This is a genomic window from Deferrisoma palaeochoriense (genome assembly GCF_054656955.1).
In genome coordinates this window covers 1-22,016 of the sequence record NZ_BAAHXI010000066.1, presented here as the reverse complement: position 1 = coordinate 22,016, position 22,016 = coordinate 1, and the positions used below count along the sequence as shown (strand labels likewise).

At 72.1% G+C, this 22,016-nt stretch carries 22 protein-coding genes; 17 read left to right on the top strand and 5 right to left on the bottom strand.

Annotation, left to right across the window (positions count from 1 at the left end; genetic code table 11):
* Positions 1 to 804: TIGR04211 family SH3 domain-containing protein (locus tag ACYQ8L_RS15275; protein ID WP_459942673.1), on the bottom strand; the 804-nt coding region annotated here is incomplete at its 3' end.
* 191 nt (positions 805 to 995) lie between these two features.
* Here ACYQ8L_RS15275 and ACYQ8L_RS15270 point away from each other — a divergent pair.
* The 14 genes from ACYQ8L_RS15270 (at position 996) to rssA (ending at position 13,865) form a co-directional block, all read left to right on the top strand.
* The gene (locus ACYQ8L_RS15270; RefSeq protein ID WP_459942672.1) at positions 996 to 1,748 is read left to right on the top strand and encodes a YebC/PmpR family DNA-binding transcriptional regulator; all 753 of its coding nucleotides are present in this window, start codon (positions 996 to 998) and stop codon (positions 1,746 to 1,748) included.
* 2 nt (positions 1,749 to 1,750) lie between these two features.
* A complete protein-coding gene (gene ruvC / locus ACYQ8L_RS15265; RefSeq protein WP_459942675.1) occupies positions 1,751 to 2,245 on the top strand; it encodes a crossover junction endodeoxyribonuclease RuvC in 495 nt (164 codons plus the stop codon).
* A complete protein-coding gene (ruvA, locus tag ACYQ8L_RS15260) occupies positions 2,242 to 2,838 on the top strand; it encodes a Holliday junction branch migration protein RuvA (RefSeq protein ID WP_459942671.1) in 597 nt (198 codons plus the stop codon). The genes ruvC and ruvA overlap by 4 nt, the downstream gene beginning before the upstream one ends.
* Positions 2,839 to 3,072: 234 nt before the next feature.
* The gene (gene ruvB / locus ACYQ8L_RS15255) at positions 3,073 to 4,092 is read left to right on the top strand and encodes a Holliday junction branch migration DNA helicase RuvB (RefSeq protein WP_459942670.1); all 1,020 of its coding nucleotides are present in this window, start codon (positions 3,073 to 3,075) and stop codon (positions 4,090 to 4,092) included.
* A gap of 5 nt (positions 4,093 to 4,097) precedes the next feature.
* A complete protein-coding gene (locus ACYQ8L_RS15250; RefSeq protein WP_459942674.1) occupies positions 4,098 to 5,027 on the top strand; it encodes a cytochrome c3 family protein in 930 nt (309 codons plus the stop codon).
* On the top strand, positions 5,024 to 5,467 hold the full coding sequence (locus ACYQ8L_RS15245; protein WP_459942669.1) for a multiheme c-type cytochrome: 444 nt from the start codon (positions 5,024 to 5,026) through the stop codon (positions 5,465 to 5,467). The genes ACYQ8L_RS15250 and ACYQ8L_RS15245 overlap by 4 nt, the downstream gene beginning before the upstream one ends.
* 11 nt (positions 5,468 to 5,478) lie before the next feature.
* Positions 5,479 to 6,564, top strand: coding sequence for a flavodoxin-dependent (E)-4-hydroxy-3-methylbut-2-enyl-diphosphate synthase (gene ispG / locus ACYQ8L_RS15240; RefSeq protein WP_459942668.1), 1,086 nt, complete (start codon positions 5,479 to 5,481; stop codon positions 6,562 to 6,564).
* Positions 6,565 to 6,729: 165 nt separating this feature from the next.
* Positions 6,730 to 8,451: a proline--tRNA ligase gene (locus ACYQ8L_RS15235; RefSeq protein WP_459942667.1), complete on the top strand. Its 1,722-nt coding sequence runs from the start codon at positions 6,730 to 6,732 to the stop codon at positions 8,449 to 8,451.
* Positions 8,448 to 9,176 (top strand): orotidine-5'-phosphate decarboxylase, encoded by a 729-nt coding sequence (gene pyrF, locus ACYQ8L_RS15230; RefSeq protein WP_459942666.1) that lies wholly within the window; start codon positions 8,448 to 8,450, stop codon positions 9,174 to 9,176. The genes ACYQ8L_RS15235 and pyrF overlap by 4 nt, the downstream gene beginning before the upstream one ends.
* Complete coding sequence (rlmB, locus tag ACYQ8L_RS15225) at positions 9,173 to 9,922, top strand: 23S rRNA (guanosine(2251)-2'-O)-methyltransferase RlmB (protein ID WP_459942665.1); 750 nt, start codon at positions 9,173 to 9,175, stop codon at positions 9,920 to 9,922. Before pyrF ends, rlmB begins: the two co-directional genes overlap by 4 nt.
* Before the next feature lie 71 nt (positions 9,923 to 9,993).
* A complete protein-coding gene (locus tag ACYQ8L_RS15220; protein ID WP_459942664.1) occupies positions 9,994 to 10,530 on the top strand; it encodes a peroxiredoxin family protein in 537 nt (178 codons plus the stop codon).
* Between the two features lie 235 nt (positions 10,531 to 10,765).
* Positions 10,766 to 11,362 carry a sulfurtransferase-like selenium metabolism protein YedF gene (gene yedF / locus ACYQ8L_RS15215; RefSeq protein ID WP_459942663.1) on the top strand — a complete coding sequence of 199 codons (597 nt, stop codon included), beginning with the start codon at positions 10,766 to 10,768 and terminating at the stop codon, positions 11,360 to 11,362.
* Positions 11,359 to 12,399, top strand: coding sequence for a selenide, water dikinase SelD (selD, locus tag ACYQ8L_RS15210; RefSeq protein WP_459942662.1), 1,041 nt, complete (start codon positions 11,359 to 11,361; stop codon positions 12,397 to 12,399). The genes yedF and selD overlap by 4 nt, the downstream gene beginning before the upstream one ends.
* A gap of 545 nt (positions 12,400 to 12,944) precedes the next feature.
* A complete protein-coding gene (rssA, locus tag ACYQ8L_RS15205) occupies positions 12,945 to 13,865 on the top strand; it encodes a patatin-like phospholipase RssA (protein WP_459942661.1) in 921 nt (306 codons plus the stop codon).
* Positions 13,866 to 14,086: 221 nt separating this feature from the next.
* Here rssA and hypF read toward each other — a convergent pair whose 3' ends face one another.
* The 4 genes from hypF to ACYQ8L_RS15185 form a co-directional block, all read right to left on the bottom strand.
* Positions 14,087 to 16,399: a carbamoyltransferase HypF gene (gene hypF, locus ACYQ8L_RS15200; RefSeq protein ID WP_459942660.1), complete on the bottom strand. Its 2,313-nt coding sequence runs from the start codon at positions 16,397 to 16,399 to the stop codon at positions 14,087 to 14,089.
* 463 nt (positions 16,400 to 16,862) lie between these two features.
* Positions 16,863 to 17,042, bottom strand: coding sequence for a 4Fe-4S ferredoxin (locus ACYQ8L_RS15195; RefSeq protein ID WP_459942659.1), 180 nt, complete (start codon positions 17,040 to 17,042; stop codon positions 16,863 to 16,865).
* Positions 17,043 to 17,122: 80 nt separating this feature from the next.
* The gene (locus ACYQ8L_RS15190) at positions 17,123 to 17,686 is read right to left on the bottom strand and encodes a hypothetical protein (protein WP_459942658.1); all 564 of its coding nucleotides are present in this window, start codon (positions 17,684 to 17,686) and stop codon (positions 17,123 to 17,125) included.
* An 82-nt stretch (positions 17,687 to 17,768) separates the two neighbouring features.
* Positions 17,769 to 18,458, bottom strand: a complete 690-nt coding sequence (locus tag ACYQ8L_RS15185; RefSeq protein WP_459942657.1) for a Crp/Fnr family transcriptional regulator — start codon at positions 18,456 to 18,458, stop codon at positions 17,769 to 17,771.
* Between the two features lie 216 nt (positions 18,459 to 18,674).
* On the opposite strand from ACYQ8L_RS15185, the gene ACYQ8L_RS15180 reads away from it, so the two are divergent.
* The 3 genes from ACYQ8L_RS15180 (at position 18,675) to ACYQ8L_RS15170 (ending at position 21,745) form a co-directional block, all read left to right on the top strand.
* The gene (locus tag ACYQ8L_RS15180) at positions 18,675 to 19,574 is read left to right on the top strand and encodes a radical SAM protein (RefSeq protein WP_459942656.1); all 900 of its coding nucleotides are present in this window, start codon (positions 18,675 to 18,677) and stop codon (positions 19,572 to 19,574) included.
* 79 nt (positions 19,575 to 19,653) lie between these two features.
* Positions 19,654 to 20,556 carry an AAA family ATPase gene (locus ACYQ8L_RS15175; protein WP_459942655.1) on the top strand — a complete coding sequence of 301 codons (903 nt, stop codon included), beginning with the start codon at positions 19,654 to 19,656 and terminating at the stop codon, positions 20,554 to 20,556.
* A gap of 13 nt (positions 20,557 to 20,569) precedes the next feature.
* Positions 20,570 to 21,745: a vWA domain-containing protein gene (locus ACYQ8L_RS15170; RefSeq protein ID WP_459942654.1), complete on the top strand. Its 1,176-nt coding sequence runs from the start codon at positions 20,570 to 20,572 to the stop codon at positions 21,743 to 21,745.
* The last annotated feature ends 271 nt before the right edge of the window (positions 21,746 to 22,016 follow it).

Here is a 22,016-nt window from a genome sequence, read left to right as displayed (position 1 = left end):
GAACCTGAACTTGGCCTTGGCCTTCGCCTTGTGGCGCGAGGCGGCGTAGAGATAGCCCAGGATCCACCCCGCCAGGAGCACCAGGGCGCCGGAGAAGAACCAGTAGAACCGCTCCCGGGTTTCGAGGTGGGCCACCCGGGCCCGCAGCCGGCCGAGCTCGTCGCGGGCGGCCGTGAGTTCGGCCTCCATGGCGTCGGCCCGGGCTTTCAGGGTCGCCGCGTCCTTGTGGGCCTCCTTCCACTCCGCGAACTCCTTGCGGATCTTCGCGAGCTCCCGTTCGGCAGCGTCCGCCCGGCGGCGCTGGGCGCCGGCCTCTTCGGCCTGGTCCGACGCCCGCGCCTTGAGGTCCGCGAGCTCCTGGCGCAGGCGCGCGAGCTCCCGCTCGGCCGCCTCGAGCCGGGGGCCCTTGGGCGGGTCCCCCGAGAGGTACCGGGCCACCACCCACCCCTCCTGGCCGTCGGGGGTGCGGACCTGGGCCCATCCCTCCTGCTCGGCCAACTTCTCCAGGGGGGTCCCGGTCTTGAGCATGGCCAGGATCTTGTAGCCCAGGCCGGGGCCGGACCGCAGGGTGATCTCCAGCTCGTCCGTGACGTAAAACGTCTGGCCCGCCAGCGCCAGGGTCGCGACCAGGAGCCAGGCGACAGCCAGGAAGACCCTTGGAAGCCCCCGTGGGCCGCAACGCGCCCGACTCGCGAGAACCGTGACTTTGCGCTCGCGCCCAGACGGGACGTCGCCGCAGCCTGGTCGAGGGGACCGAGGACCGCCGATCGGCGACCGCGGACCGAAGTGACTTGGAAGCCTCATGCGCGTCCCCGTGGGGTCAGGGGGCACCCGGCGGGTGCCCGGTGGATCAAAGCGCCGTGATTAGCACCCGGGTCGCGCCGCGTCAACCCGGGGGGCGGCACCCTTTCCTTGGCCGGCCGGGTTTTGTTACCTTGCACCGTTCGAGGAAACGGCGGCAGGGGCCGCCGGCGAACCGCGCGTTGGAGGAAACGATGGCAGGCCACAGCAAATGGGCGAACATCAAGCACAAGAAGGCCCGCGAGGACGCGAAGCGGGGCAAGATCTTCTCGAAGCTCGCCAAGGAGATCACCGTCGCCGCCAAGCTGGGCGGCGGTGACCCGGACGGGAACCCTCGGCTCCGGCGGGCCATCGAGACGGCCCGCTCGTTCAACATGCCCAAGGACAACATCGAGCGGGCGATCAAGAAGGGCACGGGCGAGGGAGGGGGCGCCGACTACGAGCAGATCACCTACGAGGGCTACGGCCCCGGGGGGGTTGCGGTGCTCGTGGAGGTGCTCACCGACAACCGAAACCGCACCGTGGGCGAGATCCGCCACGCCTTCTCGAAAAACAAGGGAAACCTGGGGGAGAACGGCTGCGTGGCATGGCTCTTTGAGTCGAAGGCCTACTTCACGGTGCCGAAATCGGCCGTGGGGGAGGAAAAGCTTCTGGAGGTCGCCCTGGAGGCCGGGGCCGAGGACGTGCGGGACGGCGGCGAGGTGTGGGAGGTGCTGGCCGACCCCGACGCCTACGACGACGTCCGGGCGGGGCTCGAGGCCGCGGGGCTCGAGCTCGAGTCCTCCGAGGTCACCATGCTTCCCAAGAACACCGTGAAGCTCCAGGGGGCCGACGCCGAGCGGATGCTCCGGCTCATGGAGATGCTCGAGGACAACGACGACGTCCAGAACGTCTACGCCAACTTCGACATCGACGACGCCGAGATGGAACGGATCGCCGGCGGATGAGGCTGCGGGTGGCCGGGATCGACCCCGGAACGGGCCGCACGGGGTACGGCGTGGTGGAGGTGGAGGGGAACCGCCTGCGCCACGTGGCCCACGGGGTCATCGTCACCCGGGCCGCCGATGGGCTCTCCGCCCGCCTGGGCCGGATCTTCGAGGGGCTCCTGGTGGTGTTCGAGACCCACGAGCCCGAGGAGGTGGGGGTGGAGGGCATCTTCCACGCCCGAAACGCCCGATCGGCGCTTACCCTGGGCCACGCCCGGGGGGCGGCGCTTCTGGCCGCTTACCGGGCAGGGATCCCGGTGGTGGAGTACTCCCCGATGCAGGTGAAGCAGGCCGTGGTGGGCTACGGCGGGGCCGAGAAACACCAGGTGCAGGAGATGGTCCGCCGACTCCTGGGGCTCGGCCGGCCGGCCCCGGCCGACGCGTCCGACGCCCTGGCCGTGGCCATCTGCCACCTGCAGACGGCCCGCACCCGGCGGGCCCTGGGGGCGGCAAGGTGATCGCGCGACTCTCGGGGACGGTGGAGCTCGTGGCCCCGGGGGAGGTGGTGGTGGACGCCGGAGGCGTCGGCTACCGGGTGTGGGTGCCCCTCGGGACCTACCGGGCGCTCTCCCGGCGGTCCGACGGGGCGCGGCTCCGGGTGGTGACCCTGATCCGGGACGACGAGATCCACCTCTACGGGTTCCTCACGGCCGAGGAGGAGGAGCTGTTCCGCGCCCTCCAGGGGGTGAGCGGGGTGGGTCCGAAGCTGGCCCTGCGGATCCTGTCGGGGCTCGTGGCGGCCGACCTGCGCTCGGCCCTGGCCCGGGGGGACCACGGGGCCCTCACCGCGATCCCGGGGGTGGGGAAGAAGCTCGCCCAGCGGCTCGTGCTGGAGCTTCGGGACAAGGTGGGGCCGGCGCCCGGCGGGGAACCGACGGCCGGGCCCGGGCTTTCGGTCGGGGAAGAGGCCGAGGCCGCCGCGGCGCTGGAGGCCCTGGGGTACCCGACCCGCGTGGCGGCCGAGGCGGTGCGGAAGGCCGCGGCCGCCGGGGCGTCGGGGGTCGAGGCCCTCGTGAAGGCCGCCCTCAAAACCCTCGCGCCGAAAAAGTAGAGGGGAACCGGAGCGGCGGGGCGCGGGAGAACCGTTGGGTTCACCACGGAGGGCACGGAGACCACGGAGGGGGACGAACCACGGGGCGCGCCGGATCACGGCGCTCCGGGGGCGGAGAGGAGAAGACGGGTGGAGCACCCCAACACCATTCACGATTCACGATTCACGACTCCCCGGCCTCCCAGCCTTCTAGCCTTCTAGCTTTCTAGCTTTCCAGCCGACTGGCGCGCAGCCATGACCGACGCGGACCGCATCCTGACCCCCGGGGCCCTGGCCGACGACCTTCCGGCCGGGCCGGGCCTTCGGCCCTCGCGGCTCGACGAGTACGTCGGGCAGGAGCGACTGCGCGCGAACCTGCGGGTGTTCATCGAGGCGGCCCGGCGCCGCGGCGAACCCCTCGACCACGTGCTCTTCGCGGGTCCGCCGGGGCTGGGGAAGACCACGCTCGCCCACATCATCGCCCACGAGATGGGGGTGGGGATCGAGTGCACCGCCGGGCCGATCCTGGAGCGGCCGGGGGACCTGGCGGCGATCCTCACCAACCTCAAGGAGGGCGACGTCCTCTTCATCGACGAGATCCACCGCCTGAGCCCGGTGGTGGAGGAGATCCTGTACCCGGCCATGGAGGATTTCCAGCTCGACATCCTGATCGGCCAGGGCCCGAGCGCCAGGTCCATCAAGATCGACCTGCCCCGGTTCACCCTGGTGGGGGCCACCACCCGGTCGGGGCTCCTCACGGCACCCCTGCGGGACCGGTTCGGGGTGGTGGGCCGGATGGAGTTCTACACCCCCGAGGAGCTCGCCCGTATCGTCACCCGCTCGGCCGGTGTGCTGGGGATCCCGATCACCGAGGACGGGGCCTGGGAGATCGCCCGCCGGAGCCGGGGCACCCCCCGGATCGCGAACCGGCTGCTCCGCCGGGTGCGGGATTTCGCCGAGATCCACCATTCGGGCACGGTGACCCGGGAGGTGGCCGACCAGGCCCTGGCGGCCCTCGAGGTGGACGGGGCCGGGCTCGACCGGATGGACCGGCGGCTCCTGGCCGCCGTGATCGACCAGTTCCGGGGTGGCCCCGTGGGGATAGACAGCCTGGCCGCCGCGGTGGGGGAGCAGAAGGACACGCTCGAGGACGTGTACGAGCCCTATCTCATCCAGCAGGGGTACCTGGCCCGCACCGCCCGGGGCAGGGTGGCTCTGGACAAGGCCTACGAGCACCTCGGTCGCCCACTTCCGGCACAGGGGAGGCTCTTTTGAAAAAAGTGAAGACCTGGCTTCTTTTGGGCCTCGCCGCAGGGTGGTCCCTGGGGGCGGGGGCCGCGCCGCCCCCGGGGCACCGGCAGCTCTTCTCCGGCATCTGGTTCCACGCGCCCGTGGCCGACGACGACTGCACGGTGTGCCACACGGTGCACCGAAACCCGGTGGGTCCCAACCTCCAGGCCCCGGTGCCGGAGCTGTGCTATTCCTGCCACGAGAACATGGCGGCCCGGGACGAGGTCCACGAGCCCGTGGGGGAGGGGCGGTGCACCGACTGCCACCTGGTGCACACGAGCGACGAGAAGAAGCTCCTCGTGCGGCGGGTGCCGGAGCTCTGCTACGAGTGCCATCCCCCCGACCGGGAGCACGTGGCCCGGAACACCCTGTGCCCTTCGTGCCACGAGGTCCACTCCTCGGACACGGCCCGGTTCCTCAAGGGGGAACGCACCCGCAACTGCGGCCGGTGCCACGCCGACAAGCGCAAGGGCGAGTCCCTTCACGAGCCGGCCCGGGAGGGGAAATGCCTGACCTGCCATTTCACCCACCCGGATCCCCGGTTCGAGAACCGGGGGCTCCGGGGCAGTTACCCCCGGACTCCGTACGCCCCCTACCGCGAGGGAACCTACGGCCTGTGCGACCGCTGCCATCCCCAGGCCTTGCACGCCGACCCGGGGTTCCGGGAGACCCGGTTTCGCACGCGCGACGAGAACCTCCACGCCCGGCACGTGAGGGGGGACCCTGGCGTGGCCTGCTCCGCGTGCCACGACGTGCACGCCTCGGACCGGGCCGCCCTGGTGTCGGCCTGGGTGCGGCTGCCGGGGAAGGAGCCGACGCCGATGGGGTTCATCGCTTTCAGCACGGGCGGGACCTGCGGGCCGTCGTGCCACGACACCACGACCTACGTCCGGGAGGCCCCGGAGGAGGAGCTCCGGTGAGGGCCCGCGTGGGGTGGCTCGCCGTGGTGCTCCTGGCGCTGGCCGGGGCGCCGGCCCGGGCGGCCGAGCCGGTGGGCGCGGGGCCGGTGTTCCGGTACCTGGGCGCCAAGTGGTGCAAGCCCTGCCACAACCGAGACAGCCCGAACCCGAAGCTCCGGGTCTACCACGGGTGGGAGGACTCGGCCCACGCCCGGGCCTGGGAGGTGCTCCCCGAGGAGGAGCGGCAGAACCCGGCGTGCCTCCGGTGCCACACCACCGGGTACGGCATGCCCCGGCGGGCCGACACCTCGGAGGAGGACCTCCGGGGGGTCCAGTGCGAGGCCTGCCACGGCCCGGGAAGCCACTACTTCCCGTGGCGGATCATGAAGGACCCGGTGCTCTCCCGGGAGCGGGGGCTCGTCATCCCCGACCGGGACGTGTGCGGGCGGTGCCACTGGTGAGGGGCCGGGCCGTGGGAGAGACGGTTGCGCTTCCCCGCCGCGCCACACGGCCGGTGCGGCTCGGCCCCGTGACGGTGGGGGGCGGCGCCCCGGTGTCGGTGCAGTCCATGACCAACACCGACACCCGGGACCCCGAGGCCACGCTGGCCCAGATCGGGGCGCTCCACCGGGCCGGGTGCGAGATCGTCCGGTGCGCCGTGCCGGACCTCGAGGCCGCCCGGTCCCTGAACGAGATCCGGCGCCGGTCGCCCGTGCCCCTCGTGGCCGACATCCATTTCGACCACCGGCTGGCCCTGGCCGCCCTGGAGGCCGGGGTGGACGGGTTGCGGCTCAACCCGGGGAACATCGGCGCCCGCTGGAAGGTGGAGGAGGTGGTGCGGGCGGCCCGGGAGCGGGCCGTGCCGATCCGGATCGGGGTGAACGCGGGGAGCCTGCCCCGCGAGATCCAGGAGCGGCACGGGGGCCCCACCCCCGCGGCCCTCGTGGAAGCCGCCCTGGGCCACATCCGCATCCTCGAGGACCTGGGGTACCGGGAGATCAAGGTGAGCCTCAAGGGCTCCCGGGTGCCCCAGACCGTGGAGGCCTATCGGCTCCTGGCCGAGCGGTGCGACTACCCGTTCCACGTGGGGATCACCGAGGCCGGCACCCCGTTTCGGGGAGCGGTGAAGAGCGCCGCCGGCCTGGGGATCCTCCTGTGGCAGGGGCTCGGCGACACGCTCCGGGTGAGCCTCACGGGCGACCCGGTGGAGGAGGTCCGGGTGGCCTGGTGGATCCTGGCCGCCCTGGAGCTGCGCCAGCGGGGGGTGAACCTGATCTCGTGTCCCACCTGCGGCCGCACCCGGGTGCGGCTGGTGGAGCTCGCCGCCGAGGTGGAGCGCCGGCTCGGCCACGTGACCGCGCCGCTCACCGTGGCCGTGATGGGCTGCGAGGTGAACGGCCCGGGCGAGGCCCGGGAGGCCGACGTGGGGGTGGCCTGCGGCAACGGGGTGGGGCTCCTGTTTCGGCGGGGCGAGGTGGTGCGCAAGGTGCCCGAGGCCGAGATCGTGGACGCCCTCGTGGCCCTGGTGGAGGAGGAGGCGGAGCGGCTAGGCGGCTAGGCGGCTAGGCGGCTAGGCGGCTAGGCGGCTGGGCGGCTGGGCGGCTGGGCGGCTGGGCGGCTGGGCGGCGGCCGTGTCCCTTCCGTCCCTGGCGTCCCTTTCGTCCCTCAACGACCAACGACCAACGACCTGCGACGAACGACCTTCTTTCCAGGAGTGACCCCCATGGATCGGTATTCGACCCTGTTTCTGCCCACCCTGCGGGAAGACCCGGCCGAGGCCGAGGTGGTGAGCCACCGGCTCATGCTGCGGGCCGGCATGATCCGCAAGCTCGCGGCCGGCATCTACTCGTACCTGCCCATGGGGCTTCGGGTGCTCCGGAAGGTGGAGCAGATCATCCGCGAGGAGATGAACCGCGCCGGCGCCCAGGAGGTGCTCCTGCCGGCGGTGCAGCCCGCCGACCTCTGGAAGGAGTCGGGGCGGTGGACCTTCTACGGCCCGGAGCTCCTGCGGTTCAAGGACCGCAACGGCCGGGAGTGCTGCCTCGGGCCGACCCACGAGGAGGTCATCACCGATCTCGTGCGGGGCCAGGTGCAGTCGTACCGGCAGCTGCCCCTCAATCTCTACCAGATCCAGACCAAGTTCCGCGACGAGATCCGGCCCCGGTTCGGGGTGATGCGGGCCCGGGAGTTCATCATGAAGGACGCTTACTCCTTCGACGCCGACGACGCGGGCGCCGAGGAGAGCTACCGGAAGATGTACGAGGCCTACCGCCGCATCTTCGAGCGTTGCGGCCTGGAGTTCGTGGCGGTGGAGGCCGACACGGGCTCCATCGGCGGAAGCTTCTCCCACGAGTTCATGGTGCTGGCCGATTCCGGGGAGGACGCCGTGGCCGCCTGCCGGGCCTGCGGGTACGGGGCCAACGTGGAAAAGGCCGAGGTCCGGCCGCCGGAGCCCGGGCCGGCCCCCGAGCCGCCGGGGCCCATGGAGCTCGTGGAGACCCCCGAGCGCCGCACCATCGAGGAGGTCTGCGCGTTTCTGGGGGTGGAACCCCGGCAGGCCATCAAGACCCTGATCTTCGAGACCGACAAGGGGGTGGTGGCCGTGGGGGTCCGGGGGGACCACCAGGCGAACCCCATCAAGGTGAAGAACCTGCTCGACGCGAACACCGTGGAGTTGGCGTCGGACGACACCGTCCGGGAGGTCACGGGCGCGCCGGTGGGGTTCGCCGGGCCCGTGGGCCTTTCGGTACCCGTTTACCTGGACCACGCCCTCCAGGAGGGGGAGGGGTACGTGGTCGGCGCCAACCGGGCCGACCACCACTACCGCAACGCCGTGCCCGGCCGGGACTTCGCCGTGGCGGGGTGGGCCGACCTCCGGGAGATCGAGCCGGGCGACCCCTGCCCCCGGTGCGGGGAGCCGGTGGCGGTGCGCCGGGGCATCGAGGTGGGCCACATCTTCAAGCTGGGCACCAAGTACTCCCAGGCCATGGGGGCCACGTTCCTCGACCGCGACGGCAAGGAGCGGCCGTTTGTCATGGGGTGCTACGGCATCGGCGTGGGCCGCACCGTGGCCGCCGCCATCGAGCAGAACCACGACGAGAACGGCATCGTCTGGCCCGTGCCGATCGCCCCCTGGGAGGTGCTGGTGCTCCCGATCCAGCCGGCCGACGAGGCCACCCGGGAAGCGCTTGGAACCCTGGTGGGCGACCTGGAGGCCCGGGGCCTCGAGGTGCTGGTGGACGACCGGGACGAGCGGCCTGGGGTGCGGTTCAAGGACGCCGACCTGATCGGGGTGCCCCTGCGGGTCACCCTGGGTCCCCGGGGGCTCAAGGAGGGCGTGGCCGAGGTGAAGGAGCGGGTCACCGGGGCCGAGCACCGGGTGCCCCTGGCCGAGGCGGCCGACTGGGTGGCCCGGTGGGTGGAGTCCCGGAGGACCCCGGCGTGACGGCCCGGGACCGGGTCTGGTTCGCCCTCGACGTGGCGGCCCGCGAGGCGGCCCTCGGCTGGGCCGAGCGGCTCCGGGGGGAGGTGGGGGGGCTCAAGGTGGGCTTGGAGCTCTTCGTCTCCGAGGGTCCGGGCCTCGTTCGGGACCTCGTGCAGGGAGGCTGGCCGGTCTTCTTGGACCTCAAGTTCCACGACATCCCGGCCACCATGGCCGGCGCGGCTCGGGCCGCCGGCCGGCTCGGGGTCCGGATCGTGAACGTCCACGCCCTGGCCGGGCCGGAGGGCATGGCCCGGGCCGCCGAGGCCGCCCGGGAGGGGGCCCGGGAGGAGGGATTCCCCCCGCCCCTGGTGCTGGCCGTCACCGTGCTCACGAGCCACGGGCCGGCCGACCTCGAAGCCCTGGGGCTCGCGGGTCCGCCGGCTTGGGCTGTGGGGCGCCTGGCGGAACTCGCCCGGGGGGCGGGGTGCGACGGGGTGGTGGCGTCGGCCGAGGAGACGTCGGCGATCCGGGCCGCCTGGCCCGAGGCCGTGATCCTGACCCCGGGCATCCGACCGGCCGGCGCCGACCGGGGGGACCAGACCCGGGTGGCCACCCCGGCCGGGGCGATCCGGGCGGGGGCGGATCACCTGGTGGTGGGCCGACCGATCCGGGGGGCCCCCGATCCGGTGGTCGCGGCCCGGCGGATCGTGGCCGAGGTGGCCGGGGCGTTGGGGGAGCGGTCGTGACCGACTGGGTGCTCGGCCGGCGGGCGGTGGGGGAGTTCCTGGCCCACGCCCCCGACGCCGCCCGGGCCCTCTGGGTGGCCCGGGGCAGCCGGGTGCCCCGGGAGCTCCTGGCCGCGGCCGAAGCCCTCGCCCTTCCCGTGCGGGAGCTGTCCCGCCACGAGCTCACGGCCCGGGTGGGGTCCGAGAGGCACCAGGGGGTGGCCCTGGAGGTGGGGGGGTGGGCGTACGCGGACCCCGAGGAACTGTTGGCCGGGGCGAAGCGGGCCCCGCTCCCCCTGGTGCTGGCCCTCGACTGCGTCCAGGATCCCCGGAACCTGGGAGCCGTGATCCGGGTGGCCGACGGCGCCGGCGCGGCCGGGGTCCTGATCCCCAAGGACCGGGCTGCCGGGCTCGGGCCCGCGGCGGCCCGGGCCGCGGCCGGGGCGTTGGCCGCCGTGCCGGTGGCGCGGGTGGTCAACCTGGCCCGGGCTCTGGACCGGTTCCGCGACGAGGGGTTCTGGGTGTACGCCGCGGCGGCCGGGGGCGACGACGTGTACGCCGCCGACCTCGTGCTTCCGGCCGTGCTGGTGCTGGGGGGCGAGCACGCCGGCATCCGGCCCAACGTGCTTCGTCGTTGCGACCGGGAGATCGCGCTTCCCATGCGGGGGAAGGTGGGGTCCCTCAACGTGGCCGTGGCCGCCGGGATCCTCGCCTACGAGTTCCTGCGCCGGGCCCGGGCCGGCGCGCCGGCCGGGGAATCCGGCTGAGTTTGTGACGTTTCGTTACGATCCGCATCGAACGGGGAACGGTTCCGGGGGATTTCGCGCGGGAGGCACTCGTGAAGGGGCTACGCCGGGGGGTTGGGGCGGTTTTCGTGGCGGCCCTTGCGGCTTGGGCCGTGCTCGGGTGCGCCGGGGACGAAAAGCCCCGGCCGGGCCAGGCGCCCGACTTCGAGGTGGTCGCGGTGGACGGCAGCACCGTGCGCCTTTCGGACTACCGGGGCGCCGTGGTGGTACTGGACTTCTGGGCCACCTACTGCCCGCCCTGCAAACAGGCCCTGCGCCACGAGGCCGAACTCCAGCGGCGATACGGCCCCAAGGGCCTCCAGGTCATCGCGCTCGCCCTCGACCGTGACGCCGAGGAGGTCCGGGAGTATCTCGAGAAGCACCCCTTGCCGTTCCCCGTGGCCCTCGCGACCGACGAGATCCGGAAGGCCTACGGCGGGGTCACCACGATTCCCTACGCCGTGTTCATCGACCGCACGGGCCGGATCCGGCACCGGAAGATCGGGTTCGTGCCCGGCGACGAGGCCGAGTTCGAGCGGTGGGTGGCCCGGCTCGTGGCCGAGGGGGCCGAGCCGATCCTGGGCCCGTAAACGGCGCCGCGCGCCGGACCACGCCGGGTTCGGTCCCCGACGCGCGGCCGGGCAGACCAGTGACCGGAGACCGAAGACCGAGGCCCGGACACCAAGGACAGGAGACCGTCGACCGGAGACCGAAGTTCCCGATCCATTCCCCCTTTTCCATCGGCACCTCCGATTTGACCGGACGCGGCGGGCCGTGCCCAAATCGTCGGGACGGCTCGCACGCATCCGAAACGGAGGTGATGCCATGGTAGAGCGGCTAGACTGCACCGGCCTTGCGTGCCCGGAGCCGGTGCTTCGCACGAAGGCGGCACTCGAGAAACTCGGGGAGGGGGTGCTCACGGTCCGGGTGGACAACCCCGCGGCCCGCGACAACGTGGAGCGGTTCGCCCGGTCCCAGGGATGCACCGCCCGGGCGACCGAGGCCGGCCCGGGCGTCTGGGACGTGGAGATCGTCAAGGGCTACCAGTGCTCCGTCGGGGCCCAGGAGGCTCGCACGACCCAGCCGGCGGCCTCGGTGTTTCTGGTGCTCTCCGACGCGATCGGCCCGGAGCCCGAACTGGGGAAGATCCTCATGAAGTCGTTCCTGGGCACCGTGGCCCAGGCGGACCCGAAGCCCGCCCGCATGCTGTTTCTGAACCGGGGCGTTCATCTCACGACCGAGGGGTCGCCGGTGCTCGATGTGATCCGGGAGATCGAGGCGGCCGGGGTGGAGGTGTTCTCCTGCGGCACCTGCCTCGAGTTCTTCGGAAAGCGAGAGGCCCTTCGGGTGGGGCGGGTCGCGAGCATGTACGACACGGTGGAAACCCTGACCGGCCCGTACCGGGTCACCACGATCACATGACCGAGCCGAAACGCCTCACCCAGTACGCCCGGGCCGCGGGCTGAGGGGCGAAAATCGGGCCAGGGGACCTGGCCGCGCTCCTCCAGGGGGTGGACGTACCGGTGGCGCCCGGGGTGCTCGTGGGCCTCCACACCGGTGACGACGCCGGGGTCGTGCGGGTGGCCGACGGACCGGCCCTCGTTCAGACCGTGGACTTCATCACCCCGGTGGTGGACGACCCCCGGGCCTTCGGCCGGATCGCGGCGGCCAACTCCCTCTCGGACGTGTACGCCATGGGGGGCCGGCCGCTCACGGCCATGAACGTGCTCCTCTACCCCTCGTGCGACCTTCCGGCCGAGACCGTCCGGGAGGTCCTGGCCGGCGGGGCCGAGGCCGTGGCCGAGGCCGGGGCGAGCCTGGTGGGAGGCCACTCGGTGGACAACCCCGAGCTGGTGTACGGGCTCGCGGTGACGGGGCTCGTGGACCCGGACCGGATGTGGACGAACGCCGGGGCCCGGCCGGGCGACCTCCTGGTGCTCACAAAGCCCCTGGGGGTCGGGCTCGTGACCACGGCCGGCAAGGCCGGGCTGGCGGACGCCGGGCACCTCCGGGCCGCCGCGGAGAGCATGGCCGAGCTGAACCGGTGGGCCGCCGAGGCGGCGGCGGACCTGCCGGTCCACGCGGCCACCGATGTGACGGGCTTCGGCCTGGCGGGCCACGCCGGGGCGGTGGCCCGGGAGAGCGGGGCCGACCTCGTGTTCTCGGCCTCGGCGCTCCCGGTGCTCCCGGGCGCCGGCGAGGCCCTGGGTATGGGGCTCGTGCCCGGGGGCGCCCACCGGAACCGCCAGGGGCTCGGGGACCGGCTCGCCGTGACGGCCGACCCGGGCGACGACTGGGCCCTCCTGGTCTCGGACCCCCAGACCTCGGGGGGGCTCCTCCTGGCGCTCCCGCCCGACGCGGCCGAGACGCTGGTGGGGCGCCTCGCGGCCCAGGGCCGAACGGCCTGGATCGTGGGCCGGGTGGAGCCGGGCCCGGGCAGGGTCCGCGTGGAGCCCTGAAAACCGTTCTTTGGCCACAGATCCACACAGATGGACACAGATTTCTGTTCGGGTGGAGTCCGAGAGGCCGGCGCCGGTCCCCGGGCGCATCGGGCCTCCCAGCTTCCCGCCGCGACGCCCTCGGAGCCCGATGACGTTCCAGCCGGCTAGGGCCAACCCGGGGGGGGCTGCTCAGCCGCGACATCGGATCTGTGTTGATCTGTGTGCATCTGTGGCTATCAACCGGGCGTCAATACAGGCGCGCAAGGAAATCGCGAGGGCATGGAGCCTGCTTCCGGCCGTGCGTGAGTGCGGCATCCGGCTTACGCTGCATCCGGCACTCAGCCGGATGGACGGAACCACTCAGGAGCTCTAGGCGTTTTCGTCAGTCCGCTTGGCCGGAAGAGTCCCAGTCGTTGGCCGAGTGCCGGATGCAGCGACTGTAGGAGCCACGCCCGGCGCTCCAGCAGGCCCCATGCCCACGACCGTGTCTATTGAGCCGCCGGAGTAATATCGTCCGCCATTTCCTCTCCAGTTGACGCCACCTCGACCCGCGTAGGCGACCCATGTCGAACCTTCGGATCGGACTTGCGTTGGGCAGCGGCTCGGCCCGGGGCTGGGCCCATCTAGGCGTGATCCGGGAGCTCGAGCGCCGGGGCATCCGGCCCGACGTGGTGGCCGGCACCTCCATCGGGGCCCTGGTGGGCGCGGCCTACGCCATGGGCAAGGCCCGGGCCCTCGAGGCCTGGGTCCGGCGGCTCACCCGCTGGGACGTGATCCGGTTTCTGGACGTGAAGCTCCTGGGCGGGGGCTTGATCGAGGGCGAGCGCCTCCGGGACTTCTTCCTCCAGCACGTGCCCGACACCCCCATCGAGGCCCTTCCCATCCCCTACGCCGCCGTGGCCACCGATCTGCGGACCGGCCGGGAGGTGTGGTTCCGGGAGGGGTCGGTGGCCGAGGCCGTGCGGGCTTCGGTGGCCGTGCCGGGGCTCTTCACGCCGGCCCGGGTGGGGAAGAGCTGGTACGTGGACGGCGGGCTCACCAACCCCGTGCCGGTGGCCGTGTGCCGGGCCCTCGGGGCCGACGTGGTGATCGCCGTGGACCTCAACACCGATCTCGTGACCCGGAACTTCAAGCCCGAGCGGGAGGAGGGCCTTCTGGGCGGGGGCCCGGTGGCCGACTGGGTGCGCCAGGCTGCGGCCCGGCTTCCCGAGGCCGTGCGCGACCGGGCCGGCCAGATGCTGGCCTCGGTGTTCGGGGAGAAGGACGACCGGCCCGGCCTGGTGGAGACCGTGGTCGCGTCGGTGAACATCATGCAGGCCCGGATCACCCGAAGCCGGATGGCCGGCGACCCGCCCGAGGTCCTGATCACCCCGCGGTTGGGCCACATCGGGCTCATGGAGTTCGAGCGGGGGGAGGAGGCCGTGCGGGAGGGCCGGGAGGCCGTGACCCGGGCCGCCGAGGCGTTGGACCTTCTGAAGGGGTAGGGGCGGTCGGGCAACACGGCGGCCTTTTTCCACCACGGAGGACACGGAGATCACGGAGGCGTGGGGCGCAGAGCGGAACGCGCGGGACGAATCGCCGATTCTCGGGCTGCCCGCCGCCTATAGGAACCCGGCGGTGGGGAAGGGGGGCGCGAGGTCGACCCGAAGCGCTTCCCTTTCGCCGCTGGAGTCATCGCTTCCGAGCGGACTCGAGACGAAGGAAGTCAGTTCGCTTCCTGTCCTCTGTCTTCTGTCCTCTGTCCTCTGATCCCCGCCACGCATTGGCCGTAGCTGATGGCGCCGTCGTTGGGGGGGAGGAGCCGGGGCCACCGGGGTTCCAGGCCGCGGGCGGAGAGCTCGGCGCACAGGGCGTCGAGGAAGATCGCGTTCTGGAGGCACCCCCCGGCCAGGTAGGCGCGGCCGCTCGGGGACCCCACGGCTTCCGCCGCCCGGGCGAACAGCCGGGCCAGGGCCCGGTGGAACCCCAGGGCCAGCCGCCGCCGGTCGGCGCCCGCCAGGGCCCGCTCGGCCAGGGCCACCACGAACGGTGCCGGGTCTAGGATCCACGCGCCGCTTTCCTCCCAAAGCACCCCCTCGGGCAACACCTCCTCCCGGTCGGCCCGGGCCGCGAGCGCCTCGAGCTCCATGGGCGCCTGGGCCGAGTAGCGCATGGGGCCCCGAAACCCCAGGATCGCGGCCGCCGCGTCGAAGAGCCGGCCGCACGACGAGGTGAGGGGGGCGTTCACCCCCTGCTCCATCATTCGGTCGAGGCCGGCCCGGACCGCCTGGGCGACCCCGCCGAAGCACCCCAGCTCGAGCCCCTGCCAGGCCGGCCCCAGGGCGGCGCGCAGGTGGCTCGCCGCCATCCGCCAGGGCTCCTTTGCCGCCCGGTCCCCGCCGGGCTGGGGAACCGGCCGGAGGTGGCCGGCCCGCCGGAACGCCCCGCGCCGGCCCAGGAGCACCTCCCCGCCCCAAATCGTGCCGTCCCGCCCGAGGCCCAGGCCGTCCAGGGTCAGCACCACCGCCTCCTCGTCCACGGCCCCGTGCTCGGCCATGACGGCGGCGGCGTGGGCCTCGTGGTGCTGCACGGCCACCACCTCCACGCCCCGGGCGGCCCACTCCTCGGCATACCGGCTCGAGCGGTAGGCCGGGTGGAGGTCTCGCACCACGAGGTCGGGCTCGACCCGCAGAAGCTCCAGAAGGTGTTCCACCGTCCGGCGGAAGTGGGCCTCCACCTCGGGGTTCTTGAGGTCCCCCAGGTGGGGGCTGGGGTAGGCGTACTCGCCCCGGACCACGCACACGGTGTTGGCGAGTTCGGCCCCGAGCCCCAGGACCACCCGGCCGTCGGGGTTGGGCAGCGGCACCGGGGCCGGGGCGTGACCCCGGGCCCGGCGGAGGATCACGGGGCCGCGGGGCGTCGCCTTCACCACGCTGTCGTCCACCCGGTGGAGGATCGGCCGGTCGTGGACCAGGAACGCGTCGGCCACGCCCGAGAGCCGGGCCAGGGCCTCGTCCCAGGTGGCCAGAATCGGCTCGTCGCTCCGGTTCCCGCTGGTCATCACCAGCGCCCGGAACCCGCCCCGGGCGAAGAGGAGGTGGTGGAGCGGGGTGTAGGGCAAGAACACCCCGAGCCGGTCCTGGCCCGGGGCCACCGAGGGGGCCACCCCGGCGTCGCTTCGGGCTGGAAGGAGCAGGATCGGGGCCTCGGGTCCGGCGAGGAGTTCCTCGGCCGCCGGGTCGGTTTCCACGAGGCGGCGCACCTCCCCGAGGTCGGCCGCCATGAGGGCGAAGGGTTTGGCCGGCCGATGCTTTCTTTGCCGCAGCTCGGCCACGGCCCCCTCGTCGAAGGGGTCGCAGGCCAGGTGGAACCCCCCGAGCCCCAGGAGCGCCAGGATCCCTCCCCGGGCCAGCACCTCGACCGCGCCGGCCAAGGGGTCCCCCGACACCGCCCGCCCCTCGGCGTCCCGGAGTTCGAGCCGGGGCCCGCAGGCGGGGCAGGCGTTGGGCTGGGCGTGGAACCGGCGGGACTCCGGGTCGTCGTACTCCGCCCGGCAGGCCGGGCACATCCGGAACCCCACCATCGACGTGCGGGCCCGGTCGTAGGGGATGCCGGCGATGATGGTGTACCGGGGGCCGCAGTCGGTGCAGTTCAGGAAGGGGTAGCCGAACCGGCGGTCTCCGGGATCCCGGAGCTCCCGCAAACAAGCCGGACAGGTGGCGATGTCGGGGGGGATGACGGCCGCGGCCACCGGGTCCTCCCGGCTCGCCCGGATCCGGAACCCCTCCTCCGGGGTTGCGGGCCGGGGTTCCTCGTGGCACGAGAGGATCCGGGCCATGAGCGGGGGGTGGTGTAGCAGGGTTTCGCGGAAGGCCTCGACCCGTTTTGGAGGGCCCTGGACCTCGATCTCGACGCCCCGGGTCGTGTTCTCCACGTGGCCCGCAAGGCCGAGTTTCCTGGCCGTGCGGGCCACGAAGGGCCGGAACCCCACCCCTTGCACGATGCCCTGCACCCGGAAAAAGCGGCGAACGGTCGGCACGATCGATGTCCACTCGGTTGGAAGCTGGGAGGCCGCGGAGCGCGGCCTGTTCCCTACACACTGACACGCGTAGGCGCCGGCGCGCGCTGGCGGCCGGGGCAAGGGACCTCCGAGTCAGAAATCGGACGTTAGGGGACAGAGGTCGGTGCACATCGGCGCCACCGAAGCCTGTCGGCCGAATTCTGATTTCTGTTCACCGGTACGGCCGCACCCGGCTCTCCGGGAGGCCCCTTGCCCCCGAAAACGCGGGCGACGGGCCCGTGCCAGCCGGAAACTCCGGTAGGCCGCGGCCGTTTGGACCACGGGACCGGCGACCGGCGACCGAAGTTCGTCGAAAGCTGGGAAGCGGGGAGGCCGACCCCCCTTCTCCCTCGGGGAGGCGGGCCGATTCCCGTCCCCCAACGAAAAGGCCGGGATCCCGCGGGACCCCGGCCTTTCGGGTTGCGCTCGGTGGTGGCGGGCCTTAGGCCTCGTCCTCCGGCACCGGGGCGTCCACGGGGCAGACCTCGGCGCAGGTGCCGCAGTCCACGCACACGTCCGGGTCGATGACGTATTTGTCCTCGCCCTCGCTGATCGCCTCGACCGGGCACTCCTCCACGCAGTCGCCGCACTTCTCGCACTTGTCGGTGATCACATACGCCATGTTCCGTCCTCCTTCAGTTTGGTTTCTGGGCCCCTGGGCCCGGACACGCGCCGCAGGATGGCTCACCGCTCCGGCGCGTGTCAAGCCCCTTGTCCGTCCTCGGCCGCGGGTTCGGATTTCTTGCGGCGCTGGTCGTGGCGGAGCATCTCCTCGGTGCGGGCCCGCGCCTCCGCCTCCCGCTCGGCCAGGGCCTTCTTGGCCTCGAGGAATCGCTGAAACGCCGCCGTGGCCCGCTGGAAGAGGTCCGGGTCCCGCTCCTGCACGGTGTACAGGCGGTTCGTGTCGAAGAGCCGGTCCTCGCCCGGGTACTCGGAAAAGAGGGTCTTGAACAGGTCGCGCACCGCCGGTTCTTCCTCGGGGACCTGGTCCAGCAGGAGCCGGAGGTCCTCACGCCGGGATTTGCGGGCCTCGGAAAGCTCGATGGCCTTCACCGCGTCGGGGCCCACGCACGAGGCGGCCGAGGGGCACCATTTGGCGCAGCCGAGATCCATGCGGTCGTTGAACACCACCTCGCCGCAGCCCTTGCAGCGCCGGCGCACCTCGTCCTTGAAGAACTCGATGGGGGTGTGGCACTTGGGGCACTCGACGTCGAAGATGGCGTCGTGTCCCCACATCTGGGTGTCTTGTCCGGGGCATTTGCTCATGGGTCACTCCTGGCAGGGATCCTCCGTTCTCTCGGTTCGGGTCCAGTATGCCCCTACCGCCGGGGCCCGGCCTTGACCCGGGTCAACGAACCCCGTTTTCCCCGCCCTCGGCCACCCGTTCCAGGGCCGCGCGGTCGAGGATCTTCACGAAACGGCCCCGCACCTCGATCCAGCCCGCCTCCCGGAATTTCCGGAGCGTGCGCGACAGGGTCTCCCCTGCGGTGCCGAGCTGGCTTGCGAGCTCGGCCTTGGTGATGTCGAGGTCCCAGAACTCCCGCCCCTTCTCCCGGGCGGTGGCCAGGAACCAGCGGGCCAGCCGGGCCGGCACGTCCTTCAGGGACAGGTCGTCGATCCGGTCCACGAACTGCCGGAGGTACCGGCTCAGGGCCGCGATCATGGCCAGGCTGATCGCCGGCTCCTCCCGCAGGAGCGCGAGGAACGCCGCCTTGGGGAGCACGATCGCCCGGGTTTTCTCCAGGGCTTCGGCGAAGGCCGGGTAGCCCCCCGGCATGAACACGGCCGCCTCGGCAAAGGTCTGGCCCGGTCGCACCACGTGGAGGATGTGCTCGCGGCCGTCGGGCCCGAGCCGGTAGAGCTTCACCCGGCCCGCAAGGAGGACGAAGATCCCCTCCACGGGGTCCCCCTCCCGGAAGATCACGTCCCGCCGTTTCGCCTCCACGAGGCGGGCGATGGCCCGCACCCGCTCGAGTTGCTCGGGATCCAGGCCTGCGAACAGGGGCACGCGGCGAAGTTCGTCGGGGGCGAGGGTCATGGAACCGCTCCGGGTGTCGAGGGGCATGGGGTCCCGGAAAACGACCGGGCCACTCTTTCTTTGCTGAAACCGCGGGCCGAGTCAAGCCGACGGGCGCAGTCCTTTCCCTCGGACGCCGGAGGGCTTATGCTAGCGGGGCGGCTGGGCGGCTGGGCGGCCCAGACAGTGGACCGTAGACTGTAGACCGAAGACTGTAGACCGTAGACCCGACACCCCATGCCCTCTCTCTGGACACCCGAAACCCTGGACTACGTGGGCCCGATCTTCCGGCCCCCGAGCGAGGCCCGTTCCATCATCCTGCAGGCCACCGTGGGGTGCGCCCACAACCGGTGCACCTTCTGCGTGAGCTACAAGACCAAGGGGCGGTTCCGGATCAAGGACCGCGCGGTCATCGAGGCCGACCTGGAGAAGGCGGCCCGGCTCTACCCGGGGGTGAGGCGGCTCTTCGTGGCCGACGGGGACGCCCTCATCATGCCCATGCGGGAGTGGCGGTGGCTTTTGCCGGCCATCCGGGAGAAGCTCCCCTGGGTCGAGCGGGTGGGGGCCTACACCACGGCCCGGGCCGTGCGCAAGAAGACCGACGAGGACCTCCGGTGGCTCCGGGAGAACGGGCTCGGCATCCTGTACCTGGGCCTCGAGAGCGGCGACGACGAGACCCTGCGGTACGTGAAGAAGGACTCGACGGCCGAGCAGATGATCGAGGCCGGCCGCCGGATCCGGGAGGCCGGCATCCAGCTCTCCGTCACGGTGCTCCTGGGGATCGCCCCGCCGGGCCGAAGCCTCGTGCACGCCCGGGAGACCGGCCGGGTGCTCACGGCCATGGACCCCGAGTACGTGGGCGCGCTTTCGGTGATCGTGTGCGAGGGAACGGAGCTCGCGGAGCTCGTGGCCCGGGGAGAGCACCCGGTGCCCACCCCCGGGGAGCTCCTCACCGAGCTCCGGGAGATGCTGGCCGCCACCGAGATGTCCCACGGGCTCTTCATGGCGAACCACGCCTCCAACTACCTGCCGCTCAAGGTCCGGATGCCGGAGGACAAGGAGAACGCGCTCGCCCTTCTCGACGCCGCCCGGGCCGGCCTGGTGCCCCTGCGGCCCGAGGGCTACCGGGCCCTCTGACGGTTCGTGCGGGGTCCCCGCGGTCCACCGGTTCCCATCCCCCGATCTCGTTTCGACTCCACCACGGGAGAATCCGATCATGCAGCAGCCTTCGTACCAACCTTTGTCCGAGGCCGAGTTCCACCGGTTTCGGGGCACCGACGGCTACGTGGCCTCCCGGGCCCTACAGGACGCGGTCAACGTGGCCCTGGCCCTGGAGCGGCCCCTCCTGCTCAAGGGCGAGCCGGGCACCGGCAAGACCCTGCTGGCCCACCACATCGCCCGGTCCCTGGGCCTCGAGCTCATCGTGTGGAACGTGAAGTCCACCACCAAGGCCCGGGACGGCCTGTACGTGTACGACACCGTGCAGCGCCTGAACGACGCCCGGTTCGGCGACGGCGACGTGCGCGACATCCGCCGGTACATCAAGCTCGGACCCCTGGGCCGGGCGTTCGCGAGCCCCGAGCGGGTGGTGCTCCTCATCGACGAGATCGACAAGGCCGACATCGAGTTCCCCAACGATCTCCTCCAGGAGCTCGACGAGATGCGGTTCGTGATCCTGGAGACCGGCGACGAGGTGAGGGCCGCCCAGAGGCCCGTGGTGGTCATCACCTCCAACGCCGAGAAGGAACTCCCCGACGCCTTTCTCAGGCGGTGCGTGTTCCACTACATCGACTTCCCCGACGAGGCCCAGATGCGGGCCATCGTGGACGTGCACTTCCCGGGGCTTTCGGGCGAGCTCCTCGACCGGGCCCTCGGGGTGTTTTTCGCCCTACGGGAGGTGCCGGGGCTCCGGAAGCGGCCCTCCACTTCGGAGCTCCTCGACTGGATCCGGGTGCTCCTGGCGAGCGGGGCCCGGCTGCCCGAGGAGCCCACGGTGGCCCCGGACCGGGTGCCGTTTTTGGGCACCCTGATCAAGCTCCAGGAAGACGCCGACACCCTGGCGCGCCGCGCCTCCCGTCCGGCCGACGTGCGAACGGCCGGCCGGCGGTACTTCCGGTAGGGCGGGCGAGAACGTGTTCCTCCCGCTCTTCTACGCGCTGAAGGCCCTGGGCGTGCCGGTGAGCCCCACCGAGTGGCTCGCCCTCATGGAGGCCCTGGCCAAGGGGCTCCACCGGGACAGCCTCACCGACTTCTACTATCTGGCCCGGAGCCTCCTGGTGAAGGACGTGGCCCACTACGACGCCTACGACCAGGCCTTCGCCCACGTGTTCCGGGGGGCCGACCTGCCCGACGATCTGCTCACCAAGGAGCAGATCCTGGAGTGGCTCTCCGACCCGCTGGCGCCCTTGCGGCTCCCGCCCGAGGAGCTCGAGCGGATGCGCCGGCTGAGCCTGGAGGAGCTCCTGCGGGAGCTGGAGGACCGGCTGCGCACCCAGAAGGAGGCCCACCACGGGGGCCACCACTGGATCGGCACGGGGGGCACGAGCCCCTTTGGTACGCGAGGGAGCCACCCCTCGGGGATCTCGTTCTCCCCGGAGGGCGGCGGGGGAGGGGGGGCCGTGCTCCAGGCCTTCGAGCGCCGGTACCGGAACCTGCGAAACGACCTCACCCTCGACGTGCGCCAGATGGGGGTGGCCCTCAAGAAGCTCCGGGACCTCCGGCACACCGGCGCGGACGAGGTGCTCGACGTGGAGGCCACCATCGACACCACCTGTCGCAACGGAGGCGAGATCGAGCTCGTATTCACCCGGGAGCGGGAAAACCAGGTGCGGCTCATCCTGGCCATGGACACCGGGGGCTCCATGGAGCCCTACCGGGAGCTCTCGGAGCGGCTCTTCTCGGCGGCCCACGGCATCAACCACTTCAAGGACTTCCGGGCCTTCTACTTCCACAACTGCGTCTACGAGAACCTCTACGTGGACGTGGAGGCCGACGAGTACGTGCCGGTGGACGAGGTGATCCGGGAGTACGGGAAGCGCTACCGACTGATCGTGGTGGGCGACGCCGCCATGGCGCCCTACGAGCTCCTGATCCCCAACGGCACCCTGGAGCGGATGCGCCGCTCGAGCGTGAAGGGCATCGACCGGCTGCGGGCCCTGGCCGAGGCGTTCCCCAAGCGCGCCTGGCTCAACCCCATCCCCGAGGAGTCGTGGGGCTACTACGACACCATCGCCACCGTGGCCGGGCTCTTTCCCATGTTCCCCCTGACCCTCGAGGGCCTCGACCGCGCCGTGAAGGCCCTGCTCTGAGAGATCGGCGGCTCCGGTGGGCCGCGGCCGTCTGGACCACCGGACCGGAGACCGTGTCAGGAGTCAGTGGACAGACGACAGAGGACGGGGGTCTCTGGCCTCTGACTTCTGAATTCCGGCCCCCGATACGGCAGCCGCTCCCACAGGTTGGGATAGCCGATGACGCTGGAATCACTAAGGATTTTAGCGTCCCAGCCTCCCAGCCTCCCAGCAGGAGAAAGGGCCGCGGCGGTCCCCCGCCGCGGCCCGGCCTCCTAGCCTTCTAGCCTCC

Coding starts and splice junctions, on each gene's coding strand:
- ACYQ8L_RS15235 (WP_459942667.1), top strand. CDS start 6,730: ATGGATCGGTATTCGACCCTGTTTCTGCCCACCCTGCGGGAAGACCCG.
- yedF (WP_459942663.1), top strand. CDS start 10,766: ATGGTAGAGCGGCTAGACTGCACCGGCCTTGCGTGCCCGGAGCCGGTG.
- ruvB (WP_459942670.1), top strand. CDS start 3,073: ATGACCGACGCGGACCGCATCCTGACCCCCGGGGCCCTGGCCGACGAC.
- ACYQ8L_RS15180 (WP_459942656.1), top strand. CDS start 18,675: ATGCCCTCTCTCTGGACACCCGAAACCCTGGACTACGTGGGCCCGATC.
- ACYQ8L_RS15190 (WP_459942658.1), bottom strand. CDS start 17,686: ATGAGCAAATGCCCCGGACAAGACACCCAGATGTGGGGACACGACGCC.
- rssA (WP_459942661.1), top strand. CDS start 12,945: ATGTCGAACCTTCGGATCGGACTTGCGTTGGGCAGCGGCTCGGCCCGG.
- ACYQ8L_RS15175 (WP_459942655.1), top strand. CDS start 19,654: ATGCAGCAGCCTTCGTACCAACCTTTGTCCGAGGCCGAGTTCCACCGG.
- ACYQ8L_RS15270 (WP_459942672.1), top strand. CDS start 996: ATGGCAGGCCACAGCAAATGGGCGAACATCAAGCACAAGAAGGCCCGC.
- ACYQ8L_RS15185 (WP_459942657.1), bottom strand. CDS start 18,458: ATGACCCTCGCCCCCGACGAACTTCGCCGCGTGCCCCTGTTCGCAGGC.
- ACYQ8L_RS15195 (WP_459942659.1), bottom strand. CDS start 17,042: ATGGCGTATGTGATCACCGACAAGTGCGAGAAGTGCGGCGACTGCGTG.